We start from the raw sequence: 20,033 nt of genomic DNA, 5'->3' as shown, positions 1-20,033 counted from the left end.
CTACATTCCGTCTCTATCGGCTACCTGATTTAAACCAAAACACTGTTTAGCGGCGGCAACGTCTGTTGCTATTTGCGCCGTTAATTGTGTTAATGTCTCGAATTTTTTTTCATCGCGGAGTTTTTGTATTAACTCTACGTGCATAAATTGTCCGTAAATGTCTTGTGCAAAGTCAAAAAGATGAACTTCCAGAAGTGCACGTGTCCCATTAAATGTGGGTTTATTGCCTATATTAGCAACCCCAAAAACCTGTTTCCCAGCAATAGTCGCCTGCACAGCAAACACCCCATTCACGGGGCAAACTTGGCGCTTTAGCGCTATATTTGCAGTTCTAAAACCAAGTTCACGGCCTCGTTTCCAACCGTGTATAACACGCCCAGAAATCGCATAATTATGACCTAGCATCACTTTTGCATCGGCTAAGTTGCCACATGCCAATGCCTCACGTATTAACGTGCTACTTACTCTAGCATTTAACTGATGAAAACTCGCAGTGCTTTGTACATCCATGCCTGCTTGTTTGCCCATATTTACAAGTAAATTAAAATTACCTTTACGTTGTTGGCCAAATCTAAAGTCGTCACCCACCGTTAACGCTTTAACACCGAGTTTTTTTATTAGTATCTCGTTTACAAACTGTTCTGCATGCATATTTGCAAACCGCTGGTTAAAGCTAATACAAATTACACGTTCAATGCCTAAATCACTTAATAAACGTAACTTGTCGCGTAAGCGAGTTAACCTTGCTGGGGCATTATTTTTTGCAAAAAACTCTTGAGGTTGAGGCTCAAACAACAACACCGTACTGGGTAAATTGTGTGCTTTTGCGTCAGCTAACAAGCCTTTTAATACTTGCGCATGACCTAAGTGAACGCCGTCAAAATTACCAATAGTTAACACACACCCAAAATGGTGTGGGCGAATATTGTGTATACCTCTAATTAACTCCATGCCACCTAAAGCCTTTTTTCAGCAAGTATTATCACGACTTATATCAAGGAAAAGCCACAAGGCTGCCGATTATAATCTTTTTTTTAGTTTGATTCAGTAATTGCTACACTTTTTATCGTATTTAGTCTTACACCCATTAAAAAGAGCATTGAAAAATAGCTAACTCCTGCTAATACAACAAGGGCAATTAATAATATAACTTGTTGTGCGAAAGCCCACGAGGCCCAGAAATAGTAACTACTTACATACCATGTAACACAACCCATGACTAAACTTGCAACGATGCACTTTATAGTGAAACGCAAACTCATAGAAGAAAACTGATAAACATTTTCTTTTTTGAGCTGCCTATAAAGTAAAAATGCATTACAACTGGCTGACATTGATGTAGCAAGTGCTAACCCTAAGTAACCTATAAAAGGGGCTAACATAATATTAAATATCATATTTAGCACAAGGGTTATAATACCAATGCGTACGGGCGTTTTAGTATCTTGACGTGAATAAAACCCAGGCGCGAGCACTTTAATCAACATAAAACTAACTAACCCAACAGAGTAAGCTATAACACCTAAACTTACCGCTTTTACATGATCAACACTGTCCTCTTTAAAGGCACCATGATCGAATAGGACCGTAATTATAAGTGGGCTTATTATCATTAAGCCAACCATTGCTGGTATACCTAAAAATATTACAAAGCGAACTCCCCAATCTAACGTATGCTGAAAATCGCTCAATTTTTTACTGCTGTGCAATTTAGAAAGCGCCGGTAAAATGACAGTGGCTATACCAATCCCAAATAAACCAAGCGGAAACTCTATTAGCCTGTCTGAGTAATAAAGCCATGCTATAGAACCTGTCATCAGTAATGAGGCAATCATAGTATCTAGTAATAAATTAATTTGGCTTATCGATACGCCAAACAATGCGGGCAGCATAAGCTTACGCACTTTTTTTACGTTTTCGTCATGCCAAGCCCAGCGCGGGCGAGCCAACATTTTAGCGCGTAATAAAAAAGGTAATTGAAATAACAACTGAACAATGCCACCAACAAACACACCAACGGCCAACGCATAGGCGCCTACACTAAATTTGTCATGTAAAAAAATTGCACAGGTAATAATTGATATATTGAGTAACACAGGGGTAAATGCCGCAACGGCAAAACGGTTGTAAACATTCATTACCGCACCGCTCAGCGCGACTAAACTTACAAACAACAAATACGGAAAGGTAAATTTTAATAACGAACTGGCCAGCTCAAACTTTTCTGCATTGGGGCCGCCTTGCCACCAATCAATAAACCAGCCGGTACCAAATAAAGCGGCGATAACCGGCGAAGCTACTACACCAAAAATAGTCACTAACAATAAAATAGTGCCCAGCGTACCTGCAGCTTGGGCAACAAAGAGCCTAACTTTATCATCACCTTGCTGCTCTTTTATTTCACTTAAAACGGGTACGAATGCCTGTGCGAAAGCGCCTTCTGCAAATAAGCGACGTAAAAAGTTAGGAATTCGGTTAGCAAATAAAAATACATCAGCCGCAGCACTTGCGCCGAGTAAATTGGCAACAACTGCATCTCTTACGAGCCCTAAAATACGCGAGATCATAGTCATACAACTAACAATCATACCGGAGCGAAATAAACCTTTTGACACCTTAAACCTACTTAAAAATCCCTAAGATACGCGATTATGCCACAGTCTTTTTTATAAATCGCTTTAAAGCACTAGGCTGGGGGTCTGTGCTTTGTTACAATAGCGTCATTAACTGCTAAAGCGGCAAATTAATGTTCGTTATAAGGAGCAGTTTTTCTTGAATAGTTAAATTTAATTGACATTCATGATAGAAACAGGCATATTCCACGGCCTTTAATTTAAGCTTTATTTTAAGATTGTTAGGAGCAAACCTTGGCTAACATCAAGTCTGCAAAAAAACGCGCTATCACTAGCGAAAAGAACCGTCAGCACAACGCAAGCCGTCGCTCAATGATGCGCACTTACTTCAAAAAAGTAGTTGTTGCTATTGAAGCTGGCGATAAAGAAGCTGCACAGCAAGCTTTTTCTGTTGCTACACCTATCCTAGACCGTTACGCAACTAAGGGTCTAATCCACAAAAACAAAGCAGCTCGTCATAAGAGCCGTTTAGCAGCTAAGATCAAAGCGCTATAATTTGTTTTTGTTAGAATATAAAAAACCGGCTTTTGCCGGTTTTTTTTTACTTAAAAATTTTTGCACTACATAATTTCTAAATCTGGATAAAACTTTTTAAGCATGGCTGCTATTTTTTTAGGTGTAAACGGTTTTACGATAAACCCTTTAGCGCCTTTATCTATGGCATCTTTTACATTTTCAACAGCTGAATGCGCAGACACCATAATTACATTCGTTTCTGGACTCATCTCGTTGATTTGTGCAATTAATTCTTTTCCGTCTCCATCCGGTAACTCAATATCCAAAAAAATCATACTGTATTTTGCAGCTTGGCATTCACTAATACACTGTGAGGCAGTAGATGCTTCCTTTACATTATCTATCCCTAGATGCATGAGCGTTTGGCTCAAAAAACTACGCACCGTGCTAACGTCATCCACTATTAAAATTGATAGCTGCGTGTCCATCTTCATTCCTCATAGGCTATAAGCTAACTTTACGTTATTATAATAATTAGCTTAGTATATAAATTTACTATTTGAATTATAAAGACCTATGTAAAAAAGGCCAGATCTGCTTTATGTCAAAAACACCAAAAAAACAATCCTTGCTAGGTAAAACACCGGCAAAAAAAAATACAACACAAAAAAATAAAACTCGGGCAACTTCTCAAAGGCAGGCACAAACTAAACAACACACTATTGATACAGAGTTAAATAGCCAAAACCCTAAACCTAAAAAAGGGCTGTTAATAACGCTCGCTATTATTGCAGTTATCATTATAGCTTTTCCAAAACCAACTTTACTCACCTATAAAAAATTAGGGATGGTTAACAAAAGTATTTATTGGCCTGGTGTATTTGGATACGGTGCAACGCTTGTTGACTCGCATTTACATCCTAAGTTTGACGATAAGCGTAAATCTCTTTATTTATGCAGTGATTTACAGAATCCTCAGAGCTGCCAAAAGTATCAAGTTATTGCTGACGACGGTCTCATTTCAGCGATTAAAAGTTACTTTTAGCATTAATAAAACTAATCTGAAAAATGTAAAATTACTTGGTTGAAAGGTGCGCAAAAGATCACCATAATGGCGCTCCTTTTTTCAACAACTGAACTATTGAAACGACCATGCTAAACGAGCTAGATTGGCTTTTAAACACGATACTACTTGCACTAGGTTTAGGTGCATTCTTTATTAACCACATAACATTACTGCGCGTAGCCGCAATAAGTGCATGTGGCCTGTTATTTTTATCATTTAGCTTAGATCTTATGTCGTCGAGTGTTATTTCAAATATGAGTTTAGTATTGATCAATACATTTTATCTGTTTAAGGTTTATACATTTGGGCAACTTAATGTAACTCAGAGCTAACAATTTCCCCTAGAATATTTTATAGCCCAGCATTGCTGGGCTTTTTTATTGTATAAATCAAAATGGTTGGGTAATTAGGTGAACTAAGATAATATTGACCTCGTACTACATTATTTTGAGATTTCGGTATGTCCTTATCTGATTTTGATTTGTTTTTATCTTCTATGGAAGATGTGACCCCTATTAGCAGTGATACTATTAAACCGTTATCAAGCAGCCCTCATTCTTCACTTGCGCAACAACAAAAGCGACAAGCGGCCGAAAATACTCTATCAACAGATGAAAACTACTTAAGCACAGAGTCTGTAGAGCTTGTTGAACCATTTGCTATATTAAGCTTTAAAAAAGACGGAGTACAAGGCCCTGTATTTAAAAACTTACGTTTAGCAAAGTATCAAGTTGATGCGACCTTAGACCTTCATGGCCAGCTACTTAAAAATGCACGCAATACGCTCTTTAATTTTATTAATGACTGTCAGCAGCAAAATGTTCGCGTGGTGCTTATTAGGCATGGTGTAGGAATTAAAAATAAAACTAAACCAGGAATACTAAAAAGTTTTGTAAATAAATGGCTACCTGAATTACCCGCGGTTTTGGCATATCATACTGCACAGAGGCATCATGGAGGGAGTGGTGCGACTTATGTTTTACTCAAAAAAAGTGCCGATAAAAAACACGAAAATAGAGAAATCCACAGCAAGCGCTAAACTTGCTGTGGTGCCATTCTATAAAATAGTTGGCTGATTAAACCAAGCAGATACGCCTAATATTATTATAGAAATTATAATTAAGCTTAATCTAGCACCACCCTGATTTGTTTTCATTTCACCCTCTTTATATTTTTATTGTTGAGAACATATACAACATTAATAAAAATTACATATGTTAACAAGCTGTTTCTTTAAATATTTATCAATATCCTTTCGTTCTATCTATTCGATTATTTAAAGTAATACCTTGCTGCAAGCGTTCAACGTTTTCTGCTATTTGTGCTGCAACACTGTTTATATCTGATAATGCTGCACAATGCGGTGTAAGGGTTATTTTATCATGCTGCCAATAAGGGTGTTCTTTACTAAGGGGTTCGTGTTCAAACACGTCAATGACTGCAGCCCGAAGCGAATTCTCTTCTAAGGCTTTAAGTAAATCCGCTTCTATAACATGCTCTCCTCGTGCAACATTAATAATAACAGCATGATTAGGAAGCATACTAATTGTACTTTTATTGATAATACCTTTCGTTTTTTTGGTTAATGGCAACAAACAGACTAGATAATCAATGTCGCTAAGCATATTTTGAAGCCCTTGTTCGCCATAAAATAAATTAACTGTATTACTGGTTTTATGTGTATGAGCCCAAGCATTTACAGTAAACTTATTGGCAATAAGTCGTTTCGCACATGCTTTGCCTAGCTCCCCAAATCCCAAAATACCTACATTGTTTTGTTGATAAGCCCTTTTGGGCTTCCATTGGTGCTGCGTTTGCTTAATAAAGTATTCTTTTAATCGCAATTTTTGCGCTAAAACATGCGTAAGCACATATTCGGCCATATCTTGTGCCAATTTTTCATCAACTATACGCACCACATCTACGTCATCACCAAGCAAATTTAAATCAATACTGTCTACACCCGCACCAAATGACGATACCGCTTTAAGGTTTGGCAACTTTGCCCACATATCATGCGGTGCTTTCCATGCTAATACAAAATCAATAGTTTCTAGGTTATTGCAATCTGGCCACTGCTGTATTTTTGTAGAGGGTAATCGGGCTTGTAATTGCGCTATTAACTTTGTGTTATCTCGACCTGTAATTGCTACTAATACCGACATAGTTACTTCCAAATAAGTTTTTATAAAATCCATACTGACTAATCAACACTTGGCACCCTTTACACTTTAAAAGGTCACACAACTGCAAAATAACTGTCACACCCTTTTTTTACTCTACAGATATGGCAGTCGTGCTAAATTAAAAAGAGGCTTGTATGATCAGTGTTGATAAAGTAATTGCAGCAAACTTACCACAATTAGAAAGCTCACCAAAAGTAAAAAGCCTAGTAAAAAAGGGATTAGGCTATTTACTACATGAACAAGAGTTTGTGGCCTTTGCCGACACCTATCCTCATTTACAAGGGCTAGAATTTGTTGAACAAGTTCTCGATGAGCTCAATTTTGATACACGTTACAAGCCAAAGCAAATAGAGCATATTCCTAGCGAAGGTAAATTAATTATTGTTGCAAACCACCCTATAGGCTCTTTAGATGCGCTTGCATTAATTAAAGTGCTCTCAAGCGTAAGAAAAGATTTAAAGGTTGTTGCTAACCGTATGCTCATGTCGGTGACTCCAATGCACGACTTACTTTTACCTGTAAATAACTTATCTGGCACAAGTAAGAAACAAGAGCTTTATAATATTCACCAGCATTTGAAAAATGAGGGGATATTATTGATATTTCCCGCTGGTGAAGTATCACGGCTGAGCCCTACAGGTATCAAAGATTGTAAATGGAACAGCGGTTTTTTGCGCATGGCAAAAAAAGCCAATTGCCCTATATTACCTATTTATATAAAAGCTAAAAACAGCCCATTATTTTATGGGACTTCAATAATTTACAAACCCTTAGCAAGCTTGTTACTAGTAAAAGAAATGTTTAAACAACGCCAGAAATCGTTAGAGTTTGAAATTGGTGCGTCTATTCCTCCAGCGTCATACCTCATAGAAAATTTAAAAGATAAAGAGATTGTTAATTTAATACGAAAGCAACTGTATCGCCTAACAACTAAAAAAACCTTACCACTTAAAACACAAACTCCTATTGCTGTTCCTGAGTGTAGGAAAGAGCTTAAAAAAGCAATAGATGCGTGTCAGCTTCTGGGGGAAACACAAGATGGTATGCATATTCATTTATATCAATATACGGGTAGCTCACCTATTTTTAGAGAGCTAGGTAGGTTGAGAGAAATAGCTTTTAGAGCTGTAGGTGAAGGCAGTGGAAAACGCCGTGATATTGATAAGTACGATATGGACTATCAACACTTAGTTCTTTGGGACCCAACACAATTAGAGCTGGTAGGCGCGTATAGGCTAGCTTGCGCTAAAGAAATAATTGATAAACATGGCCGTAAAGGGCTGTATACCGACAGTTTATTTACTTATAGCACTGAAATGGGCCCCTACCTAGAGCAAGGAATTGAACTTGGTCGTAGCTTTGTTCAGCCAAAATATTGGGGACGTAAAAGCTTAGATTACCTGTGGTACGGCATTGGCGCATTTGTTAAAAACTACCCACAATATCGTTATTTATTTGGCGCTGTTAGCGTGTCTAATATGTTACCTGACCCGGCAAAGGCCATGCTAGTGTATTACTATCAGCATTATTATAAAACCGATGAAGTACTTGCGACTCCAAACAATGAATTCAAACTAAGCGAACATGAACTTGCGCAGTGTGACATGATTTTTTGCAAAAACGACGTTAAAGAAGACTTTGTAGAACTAAAGCATGTGCTTGCTAATATGGGTGCGCAAGTTCCCACTTTATTTAAACAATATACAGAGCTATGCAAACCTGGTGGGGTGAAATTTTTAAGTTTTAGCGTAGATCCCGACTTTAACAATTGCATTGATGGTTTAGTATTGGTTGACTTGCAAAATGTTAAAGATAACAAAGCAAAGCGATACTTAAGCTAATTGAAGCGAGGTTACCCTCGCCACTATCTGGGTTTTATTTGAAAACTAACATTACCGTTCTATATAAATACGTGAAAGTAAGTCATAATAAATTGCTTCAACTTTTATTAAGTCATCAATAGATACGTGCTCATTAACCTGGTGAATTGTATGGTTTCTTAGCCCACATTCAATTACTTGAGTATGGCTGTTAGCAAAAAAACGACCGTCAGATGTGCCACCACTGGTACTTAGAACTGGGTAGTTTCCAGTTTGACTATGTATGGCTTGTTCAACACAAGTAATTAAACTCCACTTGCTCTTAGGTTGGGTATAGTAAGGTTCACATGGACGCTCCCAATTAATCGTTATGTAACGTGAAAATTCATCCAACGAGTTGCTCAATATTGATTTAATTTTTTCACTGCTGTACCTATGGCTATAGCGAATATTAAATGTTATTTCGCATTGACTAGGGACCAAATTATCGACCACATTGTCAATATTTATGCCTGTTACTTGCAGTGTTGTTTTTGAGCCTGCGTCATCTAAGTGCCACGCTTGTTCACTCAGTTTATTGACTATTTTGGCACTAATATGTGCGGCGTTAATGGTATTTTGAGGATAAGCTACATGACCTGCCCTGCCCTTTACCAGAATACGTGCTGAAAGCGCACCACGGCGACCGTTTTTAATTGTATCGCCAACATGTGTCGAACTCGTTGGCTCGCCGACAATACATCCGTCTAAAACAATCCCATTTGAAGAAAGCTTATTAGCTATTTGCGCAGAACCAAACTCAGCCTCGCCTTCTTCATCAGAGGTAATGAGCCAATAAAAAGTCCCTGCTTTTGATGATGTGCTATTTATTAATTTTTTTGTCGCAGTCAGCATAGCTGCCACACCTCCTTTCATATCAGCGGCACCTCTTCCGTAAATTACCCCATCAATTATTCTTCCATCAAACGGAGGGGTTAGCCAGTCAGCGTTATCTGCGGGAACCACATCAATGTGCCCTGAAAAAGCGACACACGGTCCCTCATTGAATTTAATATGCGCAATTAAGTTAGTGACACCATTACTCGTAAATTTTTCACAACTAAAACCTTGCTCACATAACTGCTCAACCAGCCAATCTATTGCGCCGGCTTGATTCGGCGTCACTGATTTAAATTGGATAAGCGTTTGTAATTTATTTATTAATTCGGCGTTTAACCTTTGAGAAGTGACTGCTTGTTGTGAAACAACTAAAGACATTTTTTAACACCTTTATTACTAAGTAAGGCATTATTAAATAGTGAGAGTATGACTAAGAGATGTCAGCTTTTATACATTCTGATGATTATTCTTTACATAGATTGTCAATCATTGCTGTTACGAAACAGCGCCAAAATTAATCTAAATCAATAAAATACTTTTCAACGTTCAATCATTTTTGAAACTTTGATCTAGAACAGGTTTTCCATATTTGTTAAGCGTAATAATGGCGTCAATCAAAAAGTAGTTCTTGGAGAACAACATGAAAACCAAAATTAGCATTGCACTATTAACCTCTTTATTAGCACTCTCTCCAGCTGCACACGCTAACTTCAGCGTAAATCTGGGCGCTATTAACGTTAACCCAGATAACAGTGGCTCTGCAATTAACGAAGCCCCCTCATTAGGTCTAAAAGGTGATTCGAATACTCAGCTAGGTATTACGGTAGACTATGCATTTAATGACAATTGGGTATTAGAATTGATTGCTGCTACGCCATTCTCTCATGATGTAAATGGAACAGGCGGCCTGGCTGGTAATAAAATTGCTAACATTAAACACTTGCCCCCCTCGTTAGTGGCACAGTATCACTTTTTAGATACAAGCTACCAGCTTAGACCATTCATAGGTGTTGGTGTTAATTATACAACCTTTTTTGATGAACAGCCTTCACAAGCTCTTAAAGCAACCCTTGGTACAGACGATGTTAAAGTTGAGCTTGATGACTCTTTAGGGTTTTTAGTACAAGTAGGGGCTAATTATAAAATGGATGATCACTGGGGACTTCACGCAATGGTTTCTATAATGGATATTGATACAGATGCAACTGTGTACGCTAACAATGCAAAAGCATTAACATCAACAGTTGAGCTTGACCCTGTAGTGGCAATGTTTGGTGTGAAGTATAGTTTTTAAAGTCTAAATACAGTGTTATGTGTGTAAAAAAGGCGCTAAGCGCCTTTTTTTTTGTGCAACGAAAACAATAACTCGGCCTCAGCCCTAGGTAACTCACACTCGCGAATAACTTCTTCTAAATCTGCACCTAACTCAACCATTTTCACAGCACGGGAATAAATCTTAGCATCGGGATCATCGTATTTTTGAGCCGATTGCTGCTGCAGTAAATCTTGGTTTTGTTGCTCAACCTCTAGAACTCGCTTGCCGATACTGAGTAAACCGGTTCTTAATTCAGCGGCTTCGCTTCTTAAAATATGAACTTGTTCTGCACATTCTTTAAGCTTTTGATGTACATCAGCAACATCGCTGGTGTGTTTATTTTTAAATGCAATAATAAGCGTTAACGATATAAGACCTACCGCTAACGCGCTTACAGCAATACTAAGTAACAGCATAGTTTATCTGATAAAGCTTATAAATCGCTTAACTCATCCCATTCGTCATCACTAAGTAGCTTATTTAAATCAACTAAAATAAGAAGCTCATTATCTCGATTACAGACACCTTGGATAAACTTAGCGCTTTCTTCAGTACCCACATTTGGCGCACTGTCAATCTCAGAGCTACGCAGGTATACAACTTCAGAAACGCTATCAGCTAAAATGCCTATAACTTGTTCTTCAGCTTCAATAATTAATATACGTGAGTTATCAGTTGCATCAGCTGCTGACAAACCGAATCGAGCACGTGTATCAATAACGGTTACTACATTACCACGTAAGTTAATAATGCCTATTACATAAGAAGGCGCACCAGGGACTGGTGCAATCTCGGTGTAACGCAGTATTTCTTGAACTTGCATTACATTAACACCGTAGGTTTCCTCTTCTAGTTTAAAAGTAACCCACTGTAATATTTCATCATTATTATCTGCATTTTTATTTTCTGACAGTAATTTCTCTTGGTTCATGCTGTTACCCCATAATGGTCATTACTACTGACGGCTATCTAAGCCCTCTTCTAATAACGTATTTAAATTGTCTACATCTATTAAAGCACACATTTTTTCTTTAATAACCCCGGCAAGCCATGGGCGCTTACTTTGATCTGTACGCCATTTTACATCTTCTTTTGTCAATGTAATGTTATTTATAAGCTTCTCAGCTAATAATCCCCATTGGCTATCTCCTAAAGTTATTAAATACTGATAATCAAGTGATGCCTCAAGTTTTTCATCGTACTTCTCTGGCATAACCCAGCGTGCTGTATCTACAACATTGAGCTTTTCATCACGATTAAGCATAACGCCTTTAAACCACTTTGGTTTACCAAACAGGTGATTCACTTCACCTAATTGATGTATACCGCCAAGAGCTTTAAGCGGGACTGCTAGCGTAAGTCCTGCAACTTCAAAGAACAATGCCTGAAATTCGCCGTCAAAGTAATCTGACTCACTGTTATTTGAAAGATTTAATTGTTTCTGTTTTGCTATTTTAAGGTCTGTACTCGTTGTCTCTTTTGGCGTTTCAATGACGTTAACTTTCGGTGTTGTAGCTTCTGCTTCTTTAACTTCATGCGTATCATCTAACGAAGATGATCCCTGCTCAGCCACTACTTTAACATTAGTAACTGGCTTCTGACTTTCATGAGTGGCTTCTTCGCTTGGCAAGTCACCCGGTATATTTTCTAAAAGTTTTGCTACGGGCTCTAAGTCACTGGCAAGCTCTTCTTCGCAAAGTAAGGCACCTAAGTACTGAGTCATTACTTTTTCATTAGCAAATAATTGCTTACTCATTCATTAACCTTGTTCAATTAAATAATCTAATAATGCTTTATAAGCAAATACACCACGAGAGCGAGGACAAAATTCTATGGGTACTTTTTGTGCTAAGCTTGCATCTCTTAGTTTTGTGTCTACGGGAATAACACCTGGCCAAACTCTATTACCGTAGGTTTTTTGTAACGTTTTGTAGGCTTCGAGTGATGCCTTCGTTCTTTTATCGTACATTGTAGGTATTATAGTATATTCGTAACTTTTCGCTTGTGAGCTCTGCATTAATTCCATTGTACGCATCATTCTATCTAAGCCTTTAAGCGCTAAAAACTCAGTTTGAACAGGGACTAAAATGCGCTCACTCGCAGCCAATGCATTAACCATTAAAACCCCTAAAACAGGGGGGCAATCTAAAATAGCATAATCGTAATGTTCGCTTATTTTGGCAAGCGTCTTTTTTAAAATTAACCCCATGCCTGTTTTATTGCCCATGCTTCTATCTAATGTAGCAATAGCCATAGTAGCAGGTAATATATCTAAATTTTCGAGAGTGGATGGGCACAATGCTTGAAGTATTTCCTCACTTTGCATACTAGTCCCACGAGCGAAAATATCGTAAACGCTGACTTCTAAATCTTCAGAATCAATACCAAAGTAATACGTTAAAGACGCATGAGGATCGGTATCTATTAGTAATACACGTTTACCCTGCAGTGCTAAAGTACCAGCAAGACTGACCGCAGTCGTTGTTTTACCAACGCCACCTTTTTGGTTGGCTACAGTCCAAATCTTCACATCATATCCTAGTTACTGTTCATTGCGAGTTGTAATACGAATTCCACCATGTGGTAAACGAATAATTTTTATTGTGTCATCGTCTGACGGTAATTCTACTTCTGGCTCAGGCGCTACTGCCTCAACTATTGGCTCTTCTGCTGAATTATTTTTCTCTTCTGGCAACCCATATTTAGATAACGCTATTACTACTTTTCTATTTTCAGCTCGGCCCTCATCTGTGTCGTTAGGTGCAAAGGGTGAATACTGTCCATACCCTTCAATCGCCATTCGGGCCGAATTTATGCCAAGTGCTTCAAGCTCAACAAGTATTGAAGTTGCGCGAGCGACAGAAAGCTCCCAGTTAGAGCGAAATATTTCATTTTTAATTGTTTCATCATCTGTATATCCACGCACACGTATATAGTTATCCACTGGCGCGATAATATCTTTTACAATTTTAACAACTTGTTTTGCTCTAGTATGAGCAACTGCGCTACCACTTGAAAATAACATACCTGAACTCAGTTCTATTATGAGCCAATCTTGATGCAATTCTAGATTGGCTTCACCATCACGTATTTCATCAATAAGCGCTGACTGAAGTTTTGTTAATAAGCTATCAAGTGGTTTTCCTAAATATTTTTGCTGTATATTACTTGTCTCACTTTGGCCGTCTAACAACTCTGGGCCTTGCTCTTCCTTGTTGATACTTTCGCCATACAGTAATTCATCTTCGGGAGTAACCCTATCAGTAAGTATTCCAGTACCATCTACACCCGTACCTTGCTGAGAATAAACACGAGCCGACTTGTCGAATACTTGCTCTAGGGAATCGGATAAAATTTGGAAGTTTTCTTCTTTGTTAATCGCAATCGCATACATTACAACAAAGAAGGCAAACATAATGGTCATATAATCCGCATAAGATACTAACCAGCGCTCTGTATGCTGGTTTTTATGGGCCGAGCGACCAAATCGTCGACGCATCATTTTTATGCGTCCACTAGGCTTGGCCGTTCAACACGATAAGCTTCTAACTTTAGCTCAATGTTCATTGGGCTTTGGCCATCGCTGATTGCAATTATCCCTTCTGCAAGCATTTCGTGGTAAAGCATCTTTTCTTCTACACGTTGCTTGAGCTTATGTGCCATTGGCAAAAATAATAAATTAGCTAACCCCACACCATAAATCGTTGCAATAAAGGCTGTTGCAACTCCAGCGCCAAGCAATTGTGGATCGGTAATAAAAGACATAGCCTGAATAAGTCCAAGAACAGCTCCTAAAATACCGATGGTAGGGCTATAACCGCCCATTGCTTCGTATACACGTGCAGCTTCAAGCAAACGCTCACGCTCCAACATTAAATCTATTTCAAGCGTATCACGTAGCCTCTGCTCTGAGCCTCCATCAACAAGTAAACTCAGCCCTTTTGCGGCATATACATCTGAGTGTGTTAGGGCCTCATCCTCTAATGCCAAATACCCCTCTTGTCTCGCTTTATGAGACCAACGTTTAACTTGCTCAATTGCATCATCAATATTGTAATTGGGAGTCACAAATACCCAGTGACTCATTCTAAGCATTTTTTTAAAGGTACTAGCAGACGTTTGCAGCATTACAGCGCCTACGGTCCCACCTAGTACTATAATAAGCGCAGGACCATTAAAAAGTGCGGCAATCACACCACCTTCTAGATGATAGCCAATTGCTATTGCACTTAGTGCAACTATTAACCCAAGTACGGAGAGCTTATCCACAACCGGTTTCACTTTTTATCCGCGTTGCAATATCGTCAAGCGCTAAACTCTCACTTGAAAGTCCCGCATTAGCAACAGCTTGTGGCATACCATAAACAACACAGCTTTTTTCATCTTGTGCCCAAATAGTGGCGCCAGTTTGTTTTAACATTCTTGCGCCATCTCTACCATCAGCCCCCATGCCGGTTAAAATAATAGCTAAAACATCTCCCTGATAAGCTTTTGCAATACTTGCAAATGTAACGTCAACACTGGGCTTATAAGTGATTCGCTCGCTATTGTCTTCAAAAACGCGCAATGTTTTAGAACCACCTCGACCTTCAACCATCATTTGTTGCCCGCCAGGAGCCAAATAGGCAGTTCCGGGGTCAAGACGATCACCTTGCTGTGCTTCTTTTACTTTTATTTTGCACAATCCATTTAAACGAGCTGCAAATGCCGGTGTAAAAGCAGCAGGCATATGCTGGATAAGTAAAATAGGATGCGGAAAATTAGCGGGTAATTGCGTAAGCACATTTTGTAAAGCAACAGGACCACCAGTAGATGTACCGATAGCCACAAGCTTGTATTGCTTGCCACTTGCACGAGTTGGTACGTTGTTTTGTGTTTTTGTTAATGTCGATGCGGTTGTTGAACGCTGAAAACTTCTATCTGGTTGCCTGATTGAAGACGCAGTATTACTGATTTTATCAGGCACAGAGCGTGCCGCTGGTTTCTGGTGTGTTATTGGCTTAAAGGCTCTAGGAATACGCTTATTACCAATTTCTTTGACTTTAGCTTGAAGGAGCTTTATCGCATCTTCATTATTACGTGCAATATCTTCAAACTTTTTAGGTAAAAAATCCATCGCTCCAGCATCAAGCGCATCAAGTGTTGCTGTTGCGCCAGCACGGGTTAAAGAGGAAAACATTAATATTGGCGTGGGGTTACTTGCCATTATCTCTTTAACAGCACTGATACCATCAAGCACAGGCATTTCTACATCCATCGTGATCATATCAGGACGAAGCTGAGCCGTTTTTTCTACAGCCTCTCTGCCATTAATGGCAAAACCAATAACTTGTATGTCGCTGTCTTGTTCAAGGATTTCGCTTACTCTACGACGAAAAAAGCTCGAATCATCAACAACTAAAACTTTTACGGCCATTTAGCTCTCTTATTAAATTTATACGTAGGCACACATATTATGTGTACCTACTTTATGATTTAGCCAGCGTAGTGTTTTAACATATTTGGAACATCTAAAATTAGTGCAATTCCACCATCTGATGTAATAGTTGCGCCTGCCATACCTGGAGTACCCTGCAAAAGAGCATCAAGAGGTTTAATTACAACTTCTTCTTGACCTATTAAAGAATCAACTACAAAACCAACCTGCTGAGTACCTATTTGAACAATAACAACATGACCTTGCGCTTTGCGCTGAGTACGATCTGCTCCTTTAACTAACCAATGCTCAAGATAAAATAGCGGTATCGCTTTCTTACGTACAATAATTGTTAATTGACCATCAACAACATTTGTTTTGGTTAGATCTAAATGGAATATTTCGCTTACACCTGCTAATGGTAATGCAAATGTTTGTTCGCCAACTACAACCATCAAGGTTGGTAATATCGCAAGTGTTAACGGTACTTTTATTTCTAAAATTGTACCAACACCTAGCTCTGACTGAATACTCACTGAGCCATTAAGTTGAGTGATTTTAGTTTTTACAACATCCATTCCCACACCACGGCCTGAGATGTCAGAGATCTCTTCTTTGGTCGAAAATCCTGGTGCAAATATTAAGTTGTAGGCTTCAGTATCCGATAAACGGCTCGCCTGGTCGTGATCTAAAACGCCTTTACTGATTGCTATTTTTTTGAGCTTTTCAGCATCCATACCCGCACCATCATCTTTGATAGTTAACAAGATATGGTCGCCTTCTTGAGACGCTGAAAGCGTTACATTACCCGTTCTAGGTTTGCCTGCTGCTTCACGAGCTGCTGGCATCTCTATTCCGTGGTCAACTGAGTTTCTAACTAAGTGAACAAGCGGGTCTGCAAGTGCCTCAACCAAGTTTTTATCTAAATCAGTTTCTTCACCAACAAGCTGTAAACTAATGTCTTTATTTAAGCTTCGTGCTAAGTCACGAACAACGCGAGGGAAGCGGCCAAATACCTTTTTAATTGGCTGCATTCGCGTTTGCATTACTGCGCCTTGGATATCAGCCGTCACAACATCTAAGTTAGAAATGGCTTTGCCCATTGCTTCACTTTCTGAGTTAGTGGCTAAACTTACCAATCTGTTACGAACAAGTACAAGCTCACCCACCATATTCATTATTTGGTCTAGGCGTTTTGTGTCAACTCGGACTGTTGTTTCTGCTTGCGGAGGAGCAGGCTTTTTCACAGCTGCAGGCGCTGGAGCTGGAGCTGCTTTTTCTGCAGGCTTTTGCACTGGTTTTGGCGCAGCGGCTTTCACAGGTTCAGGCTTTTTAACAGGCTCACTTACCTTAGCGACAGGTTTAGCAGCGGGCTTCGGCTCTGAAGCTGCAGGGCTCTCTATTGATTTAGGGGCACCTGATCCATGAAGTTCGTCAAGCAATGCTTCAAACTCATCATCGCTAATTTCATCATCGCTAGAATCACTTGCAGGTGAATGTGTTGAAGGCGTTGCAGAACTTTCTGCAGAATTATTACTTGCTGTTTGCTCTTTTACAGGCTCACTGGCCGCAACTGCACCAAAGCTTCCAACGCCATGAAGTTCATCAAGTAAGTTGTCAAACTCATCATCTGTAATGTCTCCACTGACATCACTACTACTGGACGCGCTTTCAGATACTGGGCTTTGACCTTTTCCATGTAATTCGTCTAGTAAGTTTTCAAATTCATCTTCTGTTATTTCGTCAATCTGAGTTTCATCATCGCTTTGTTCAACTGTTCCACCGCTAAATAGCTCGTCAAATGCAAACGGATCTTCTTCATCAGTTCCTGAGGCTTCCTCGGTAACTGGGGCATCAATAACCTCGGCTTGAGGTTCTTCAGTTGAATCAACTGGTGAGTCACCAGCAAGCTCTTCTTCTGTTGGAGGTAAACCTAGTTTATGAAGGGTTTCAAGAAGTTCGGGATCGGCGGGTTCTGGTTTGTCACGATTTTGAATGGTGGCAAACATCTCGTTAATCGTATCGAGAGCTTGTAAAATTACGTCCATCAATTCCGAATTAACCGTTCGTACGCCTTGCCTAAGCAGATCGAACACATTCTCTGCGCCATGACATGCGTCAACGAGCTCGGTCATAGCTAAAAACCCAGCACCACCTTTTACAGTGTGAAACCCTCTAAATATGGCATTGAGTAATTCGGTGTCCTCTGGATTGTTTTCCAGCTCAACTAACTGTTCAGATAAAAGCTCTAGGATTTCTCCTGCCTCTACAAGAAAGTCTTGTAAAATATCTTCATCGACTTCAAACATGCAGTTACTCTCCTCTTAGAAGCCCAAACTTGATAAAAGATCATCGACTTCATCTTGATCAGATACAACATCATTACGTGATTCTTTATCAATAATAGGGCCTTCTGGACCTGCTAAAGTTTGTTCGTCTAATGGTTCATTTGTTTTTTGTTGTTCTATTTTTTCGGCTTTACTTTCGCTTTGATCAGCGAAGGCTGTCAAAAGATGAATTAAGCTTTCTTCAACTTCTCTAACAAGCTCAATAACTCGGCGAATAACTTGTCCGGTTAAATCTTGATAGTCTTGTGCCATAAGTACATTAGTCATCAAACTTTGCAGCTCATCGGTTTTATGATGAGAATTGTTCATAAACTTATCAATGCTGTGGCATAACGATTTAAACTCCCCTAACTCAATCTCTCGATTCATTAGGCGATCCCATGTCGGTTTGATATGAGATATTTCGTCTGCCAACTGTTGAGCAATTGGTAGGCTAGCCTCAACTGCATCCATTGTTTTATTCGCGGCATTTTCTGTCATTTCTATAACATAATTGAGCCGTTTTTTTGCATCTGGAATAGCATCGGTAGTTAAGTCAGATAAGCGAGTGTCTAGCTCAAAGCTTTTTAAAGCTTCATGCAATTGACGGGTTAACTTTCCAACCTCAGCAAATATTTCAGATTGCTCCTTAGAAGCGGTATCTAAAATTAACTGATTGGCTTTGTCTTGCTCACCGTTTTCTAGAAAAACAACGAGCTGACGAGCTTGTTCTAAAGTTATTTGAGGCGCAGCAAGTGCTGACATAAGCCTCTCCCCCTATCATTAGCCTAAACGTTCAAATACTTTTTCTAATTTAGTTTTGAGTGTTCCAGCAGTAAATGGCTTAACGATATAACCATTAACACCTGCCTGTGCTGCCGCTATAATTTGTTCTTTTTTAGCTTCAGCCGTTACCATCAATACTGGAATGTGTTTAAGCTTATCATCCGCACGTATTGCTCTTAGTAGGTCTATACCCTGCATTCCTGGCATATTCCAATCGGTAACAACAAAATCAAATACTTGATTTTGTAGCATCGGCAAAGCGGTTGACCCATCGTCTGCTTCTTGAACATTAGTGAAACCTAAGTCACGCAACAGATTTTTAATAATACGTCTCATTGTTGAAAAATCGTCAACAACCAGAATTTTCATGTTTTTATCCAAAACATCCCCCAGTGAGGTCTTAACCTTGTTTACTTACTACTAATTTATCCAGTCATTGATTTTAGCTTTAAGCTTAATCATCGCCTGACCATGTATTTGACTTACACGCGATTCACTTACATCGAGTATATGCCCTATTTCTTTTAAATTCATTTCATCGTTATAGTACAAAGACAGCACCATTGCATCACGTTCTGGTAAAGATTTTATTGCACCTAATAAAGACTCGTTAAACCGCTCATTTTTAACATTATTAAACGGTTTGTCTAGCGCTAAATCTTGGCCCACTGGACTGATGGCATCTTCATCAACACCAAGGTCTTCAATACCGAGTACTTTACTTGCATTTACATCGTTTAAGATATGATGGTACTCATTTAACGAAATTTCAAGTTTTTCAGCAACTTCTATATCTGTCGGCTCACGGTTTAAGCTTTTTTCTAAAAATGCAATTGTTTCGGCCACCAAACGGCTTTTACGATGTACTGAACGGGGTGCCCAATCGCCACGTCGCATCTCGTCAAGCATTGCCCCACGAATACGAATCCCCGCAAAAGTTTCAAAGCTAGCCCCTTTGGTTGCATCAAAACTTTTAGATGCTTCAATCAGACCTATCATTCCTGATTGTATTAAATCGTCCAGCTGCACGCTGGCTGGTAAACGCGCTATAAGATGACATGCCACTTTTTTGACAAGTGATGCATGTTTTTCAACAATCACATTTAAATTTTGTGCTGATTGATATCCCATAACTTTATTCACCAATGT

The 20,033-nt window shown here is 39.1% G+C and carries 22 protein-coding genes; 6 read left to right on the top strand and 16 right to left on the bottom strand.

Annotation, left to right across the window (positions count from 1 at the left end):
* Together ribF and murJ are read right to left on the bottom strand one after the other, a co-directional pair.
* Positions 1-951, bottom strand: a complete 951-nt coding sequence (gene ribF, locus AC27JL_RS03060; protein WP_006792776.1) for a bifunctional riboflavin kinase/FAD synthetase — start codon at positions 949-951, stop codon at positions 1-3.
* 83 nt (positions 952-1,034) lie between these two features.
* The gene (gene murJ, locus AC27JL_RS03055; RefSeq protein ID WP_487194772.1) at positions 1,035-2,573 is read right to left on the bottom strand and encodes a murein biosynthesis integral membrane protein MurJ; all 1,539 of its coding nucleotides are present in this window, start codon (positions 2,571-2,573) and stop codon (positions 1,035-1,037) included.
* A gap of 294 nt (positions 2,574-2,867) precedes the next feature.
* Between murJ and rpsT the strand changes: the two genes are divergently transcribed.
* On the top strand, positions 2,868-3,128 hold the full coding sequence (rpsT, locus tag AC27JL_RS03050; RefSeq protein WP_006792774.1) for a 30S ribosomal protein S20: 261 nt from the start codon (positions 2,868-2,870) through the stop codon (positions 3,126-3,128).
* Positions 3,129-3,193: 65 nt separating this feature from the next.
* On the opposite strand, the gene AC27JL_RS03045 is transcribed toward rpsT, so the two are convergent.
* Entirely contained in the window at positions 3,194-3,577 is a 384-nt protein-coding gene (locus AC27JL_RS03045; RefSeq protein ID WP_006792773.1) for a response regulator, read from the bottom strand.
* 113 nt (positions 3,578-3,690) lie between these two features.
* Between AC27JL_RS03045 and AC27JL_RS03040 the strand changes: the two genes are divergently transcribed.
* The 3 genes from AC27JL_RS03040 (at position 3,691) to smrA (ending at position 5,194) form a co-directional block, all read left to right on the top strand.
* On the top strand, positions 3,691-4,134 hold the full coding sequence (locus AC27JL_RS03040; RefSeq protein ID WP_487194771.1) for a hypothetical protein: 444 nt from the start codon (positions 3,691-3,693) through the stop codon (positions 4,132-4,134).
* A 107-nt stretch (positions 4,135-4,241) separates the two neighbouring features.
* On the top strand, positions 4,242-4,487 hold the full coding sequence (locus AC27JL_RS03035) for a hypothetical protein (RefSeq protein ID WP_006792771.1): 246 nt from the start codon (positions 4,242-4,244) through the stop codon (positions 4,485-4,487).
* Positions 4,488-4,615: 128 nt separating this feature from the next.
* Positions 4,616-5,194, top strand: a complete 579-nt coding sequence (smrA, locus tag AC27JL_RS03030; protein WP_058428560.1) for a DNA endonuclease SmrA — start codon at positions 4,616-4,618, stop codon at positions 5,192-5,194.
* Positions 5,195-5,399: 205 nt separating this feature from the next.
* Here smrA and AC27JL_RS03025 read toward each other — a convergent pair whose 3' ends face one another.
* Positions 5,400-6,320: a 2-hydroxyacid dehydrogenase gene (locus AC27JL_RS03025; RefSeq protein ID WP_487194770.1), complete on the bottom strand. Its 921-nt coding sequence runs from the start codon at positions 6,318-6,320 to the stop codon at positions 5,400-5,402.
* A gap of 155 nt (positions 6,321-6,475) precedes the next feature.
* Between AC27JL_RS03025 and olsF the strand changes: the two genes are divergently transcribed.
* A complete protein-coding gene (gene olsF, locus AC27JL_RS03020) occupies positions 6,476-8,182 on the top strand; it encodes a bifunctional ornithine lipid synthase OlsF (protein WP_487194769.1) in 1,707 nt (568 codons plus the stop codon).
* A gap of 51 nt (positions 8,183-8,233) precedes the next feature.
* Here olsF and dapE read toward each other — a convergent pair whose 3' ends face one another.
* Positions 8,234-9,418 carry a succinyl-diaminopimelate desuccinylase gene (gene dapE / locus AC27JL_RS03015; RefSeq protein WP_487194768.1) on the bottom strand — a complete coding sequence of 395 codons (1,185 nt, stop codon included), beginning with the start codon at positions 9,416-9,418 and terminating at the stop codon, positions 8,234-8,236.
* 262 nt (positions 9,419-9,680) lie between these two features.
* Between dapE and AC27JL_RS03010 the strand changes: the two genes are divergently transcribed.
* The gene (locus tag AC27JL_RS03010) at positions 9,681-10,334 is read left to right on the top strand and encodes an OmpW/AlkL family protein (RefSeq protein WP_487194767.1); all 654 of its coding nucleotides are present in this window, start codon (positions 9,681-9,683) and stop codon (positions 10,332-10,334) included.
* A 35-nt stretch (positions 10,335-10,369) separates the two neighbouring features.
* Here AC27JL_RS03010 and AC27JL_RS03005 read toward each other — a convergent pair whose 3' ends face one another.
* Genes AC27JL_RS03005 through AC27JL_RS02955 form a run of 11 tightly spaced genes read right to left on the bottom strand, consistent with a single transcriptional unit; the run spans position 10,370 to position 20,015 of the window.
* A complete protein-coding gene (locus tag AC27JL_RS03005) occupies positions 10,370-10,771 on the bottom strand; it encodes a DUF2802 domain-containing protein (RefSeq protein WP_008132584.1) in 402 nt (133 codons plus the stop codon).
* Between the two features lie 17 nt (positions 10,772-10,788).
* Complete coding sequence (locus AC27JL_RS03000; protein WP_006792763.1) at positions 10,789-11,286, bottom strand: chemotaxis protein CheW; 498 nt, start codon at positions 11,284-11,286, stop codon at positions 10,789-10,791.
* 24 nt (positions 11,287-11,310) lie between these two features.
* Positions 11,311-12,111, bottom strand: a complete 801-nt coding sequence (locus tag AC27JL_RS02995) for a chemotaxis protein CheW (RefSeq protein ID WP_487194766.1) — start codon at positions 12,109-12,111, stop codon at positions 11,311-11,313.
* Between the two features lie 3 nt (positions 12,112-12,114).
* Positions 12,115-12,885 (bottom strand): ParA family protein, encoded by a 771-nt coding sequence (locus tag AC27JL_RS02990; RefSeq protein WP_006792761.1) that lies wholly within the window; start codon positions 12,883-12,885, stop codon positions 12,115-12,117.
* A gap of 12 nt (positions 12,886-12,897) precedes the next feature.
* A complete protein-coding gene (locus tag AC27JL_RS02985) occupies positions 12,898-13,857 on the bottom strand; it encodes a flagellar motor protein MotB (RefSeq protein WP_138740368.1) in 960 nt (319 codons plus the stop codon).
* A gap of 2 nt (positions 13,858-13,859) precedes the next feature.
* On the bottom strand, positions 13,860-14,624 hold the full coding sequence (locus AC27JL_RS02980; protein WP_243532973.1) for a flagellar motor protein: 765 nt from the start codon (positions 14,622-14,624) through the stop codon (positions 13,860-13,862).
* Complete coding sequence (locus tag AC27JL_RS02975; RefSeq protein WP_138740369.1) at positions 14,617-15,771, bottom strand: protein-glutamate methylesterase/protein-glutamine glutaminase; 1,155 nt, start codon at positions 15,769-15,771, stop codon at positions 14,617-14,619. The genes AC27JL_RS02980 and AC27JL_RS02975 overlap by 8 nt, the downstream gene beginning before the upstream one ends.
* Positions 15,772-15,830: 59 nt before the next feature.
* A complete protein-coding gene (locus AC27JL_RS02970) occupies positions 15,831-18,080 on the bottom strand; it encodes a chemotaxis protein CheA (RefSeq protein WP_487194765.1) in 2,250 nt (749 codons plus the stop codon).
* 15 nt (positions 18,081-18,095) lie between these two features.
* Positions 18,096-18,863 (bottom strand): protein phosphatase CheZ, encoded by a 768-nt coding sequence (locus AC27JL_RS02965; protein WP_006792756.1) that lies wholly within the window; start codon positions 18,861-18,863, stop codon positions 18,096-18,098.
* Positions 18,864-18,881: 18 nt separating this feature from the next.
* Positions 18,882-19,265: a chemotaxis response regulator CheY gene (cheY, locus tag AC27JL_RS02960; RefSeq protein WP_008132609.1), complete on the bottom strand. Its 384-nt coding sequence runs from the start codon at positions 19,263-19,265 to the stop codon at positions 18,882-18,884.
* A 39-nt stretch (positions 19,266-19,304) separates the two neighbouring features.
* Complete coding sequence (locus AC27JL_RS02955; RefSeq protein WP_008132612.1) at positions 19,305-20,015, bottom strand: RNA polymerase sigma factor FliA; 711 nt, start codon at positions 20,013-20,015, stop codon at positions 19,305-19,307.
* Positions 20,016-20,033: the final 18 nt, after the last annotated feature.

The sequence above is a fragment of the Pseudoalteromonas sp. 4NS20-0020 genome, from assembly GCF_057554385.1.
This window is presented reverse-complemented; position numbering and strand designations above follow the sequence as displayed.

Excerpts from the sequence above, each read along its gene's own strand:
- ribF (WP_006792776.1), bottom strand. The coding sequence starts at position 951 with ATGGAGTTAATTAGAGGTATACACAATATTCGCCCACACCATTTTGGG.
- murJ (WP_487194772.1), bottom strand. The coding sequence starts at position 2,573 with ATGACTATGATCTCGCGTATTTTAGGGCTCGTAAGAGATGCAGTTGTT.
- AC27JL_RS03045 (WP_006792773.1), bottom strand. The coding sequence starts at position 3,577 with ATGGACACGCAGCTATCAATTTTAATAGTGGATGACGTTAGCACGGTG.
- AC27JL_RS03040 (WP_487194771.1), top strand. The coding sequence starts at position 3,691 with ATGTCAAAAACACCAAAAAAACAATCCTTGCTAGGTAAAACACCGGCA.
- AC27JL_RS03035 (WP_006792771.1), top strand. The coding sequence starts at position 4,242 with ATGCTAAACGAGCTAGATTGGCTTTTAAACACGATACTACTTGCACTA.
- smrA (WP_058428560.1), top strand. The coding sequence starts at position 4,616 with ATGTCCTTATCTGATTTTGATTTGTTTTTATCTTCTATGGAAGATGTG.
- AC27JL_RS03025 (WP_487194770.1), bottom strand. The coding sequence starts at position 6,320 with ATGTCGGTATTAGTAGCAATTACAGGTCGAGATAACACAAAGTTAATA.
- olsF (WP_487194769.1), top strand. The coding sequence starts at position 6,476 with ATGATCAGTGTTGATAAAGTAATTGCAGCAAACTTACCACAATTAGAA.
- dapE (WP_487194768.1), bottom strand. The coding sequence starts at position 9,418 with ATGTCTTTAGTTGTTTCACAACAAGCAGTCACTTCTCAAAGGTTAAAC.
- AC27JL_RS03010 (WP_487194767.1), top strand. The coding sequence starts at position 9,681 with ATGAAAACCAAAATTAGCATTGCACTATTAACCTCTTTATTAGCACTC.
- AC27JL_RS03005 (WP_008132584.1), bottom strand. The coding sequence starts at position 10,771 with ATGCTGTTACTTAGTATTGCTGTAAGCGCGTTAGCGGTAGGTCTTATA.
- AC27JL_RS03000 (WP_006792763.1), bottom strand. The coding sequence starts at position 11,286 with ATGAACCAAGAGAAATTACTGTCAGAAAATAAAAATGCAGATAATAAT.
- AC27JL_RS02995 (WP_487194766.1), bottom strand. The coding sequence starts at position 12,111 with ATGAGTAAGCAATTATTTGCTAATGAAAAAGTAATGACTCAGTACTTA.
- AC27JL_RS02985 (WP_138740368.1), bottom strand. The coding sequence starts at position 13,857 with ATGATGCGTCGACGATTTGGTCGCTCGGCCCATAAAAACCAGCATACA.
- AC27JL_RS02975 (WP_138740369.1), bottom strand. The coding sequence starts at position 15,771 with ATGGCCGTAAAAGTTTTAGTTGTTGATGATTCGAGCTTTTTTCGTCGT.
- AC27JL_RS02970 (WP_487194765.1), bottom strand. The coding sequence starts at position 18,080 with ATGTTTGAAGTCGATGAAGATATTTTACAAGACTTTCTTGTAGAGGCA.
- AC27JL_RS02965 (WP_006792756.1), bottom strand. The coding sequence starts at position 18,863 with ATGTCAGCACTTGCTGCGCCTCAAATAACTTTAGAACAAGCTCGTCAG.
- AC27JL_RS02955 (WP_008132612.1), bottom strand. The coding sequence starts at position 20,015 with ATGGGATATCAATCAGCACAAAATTTAAATGTGATTGTTGAAAAACAT.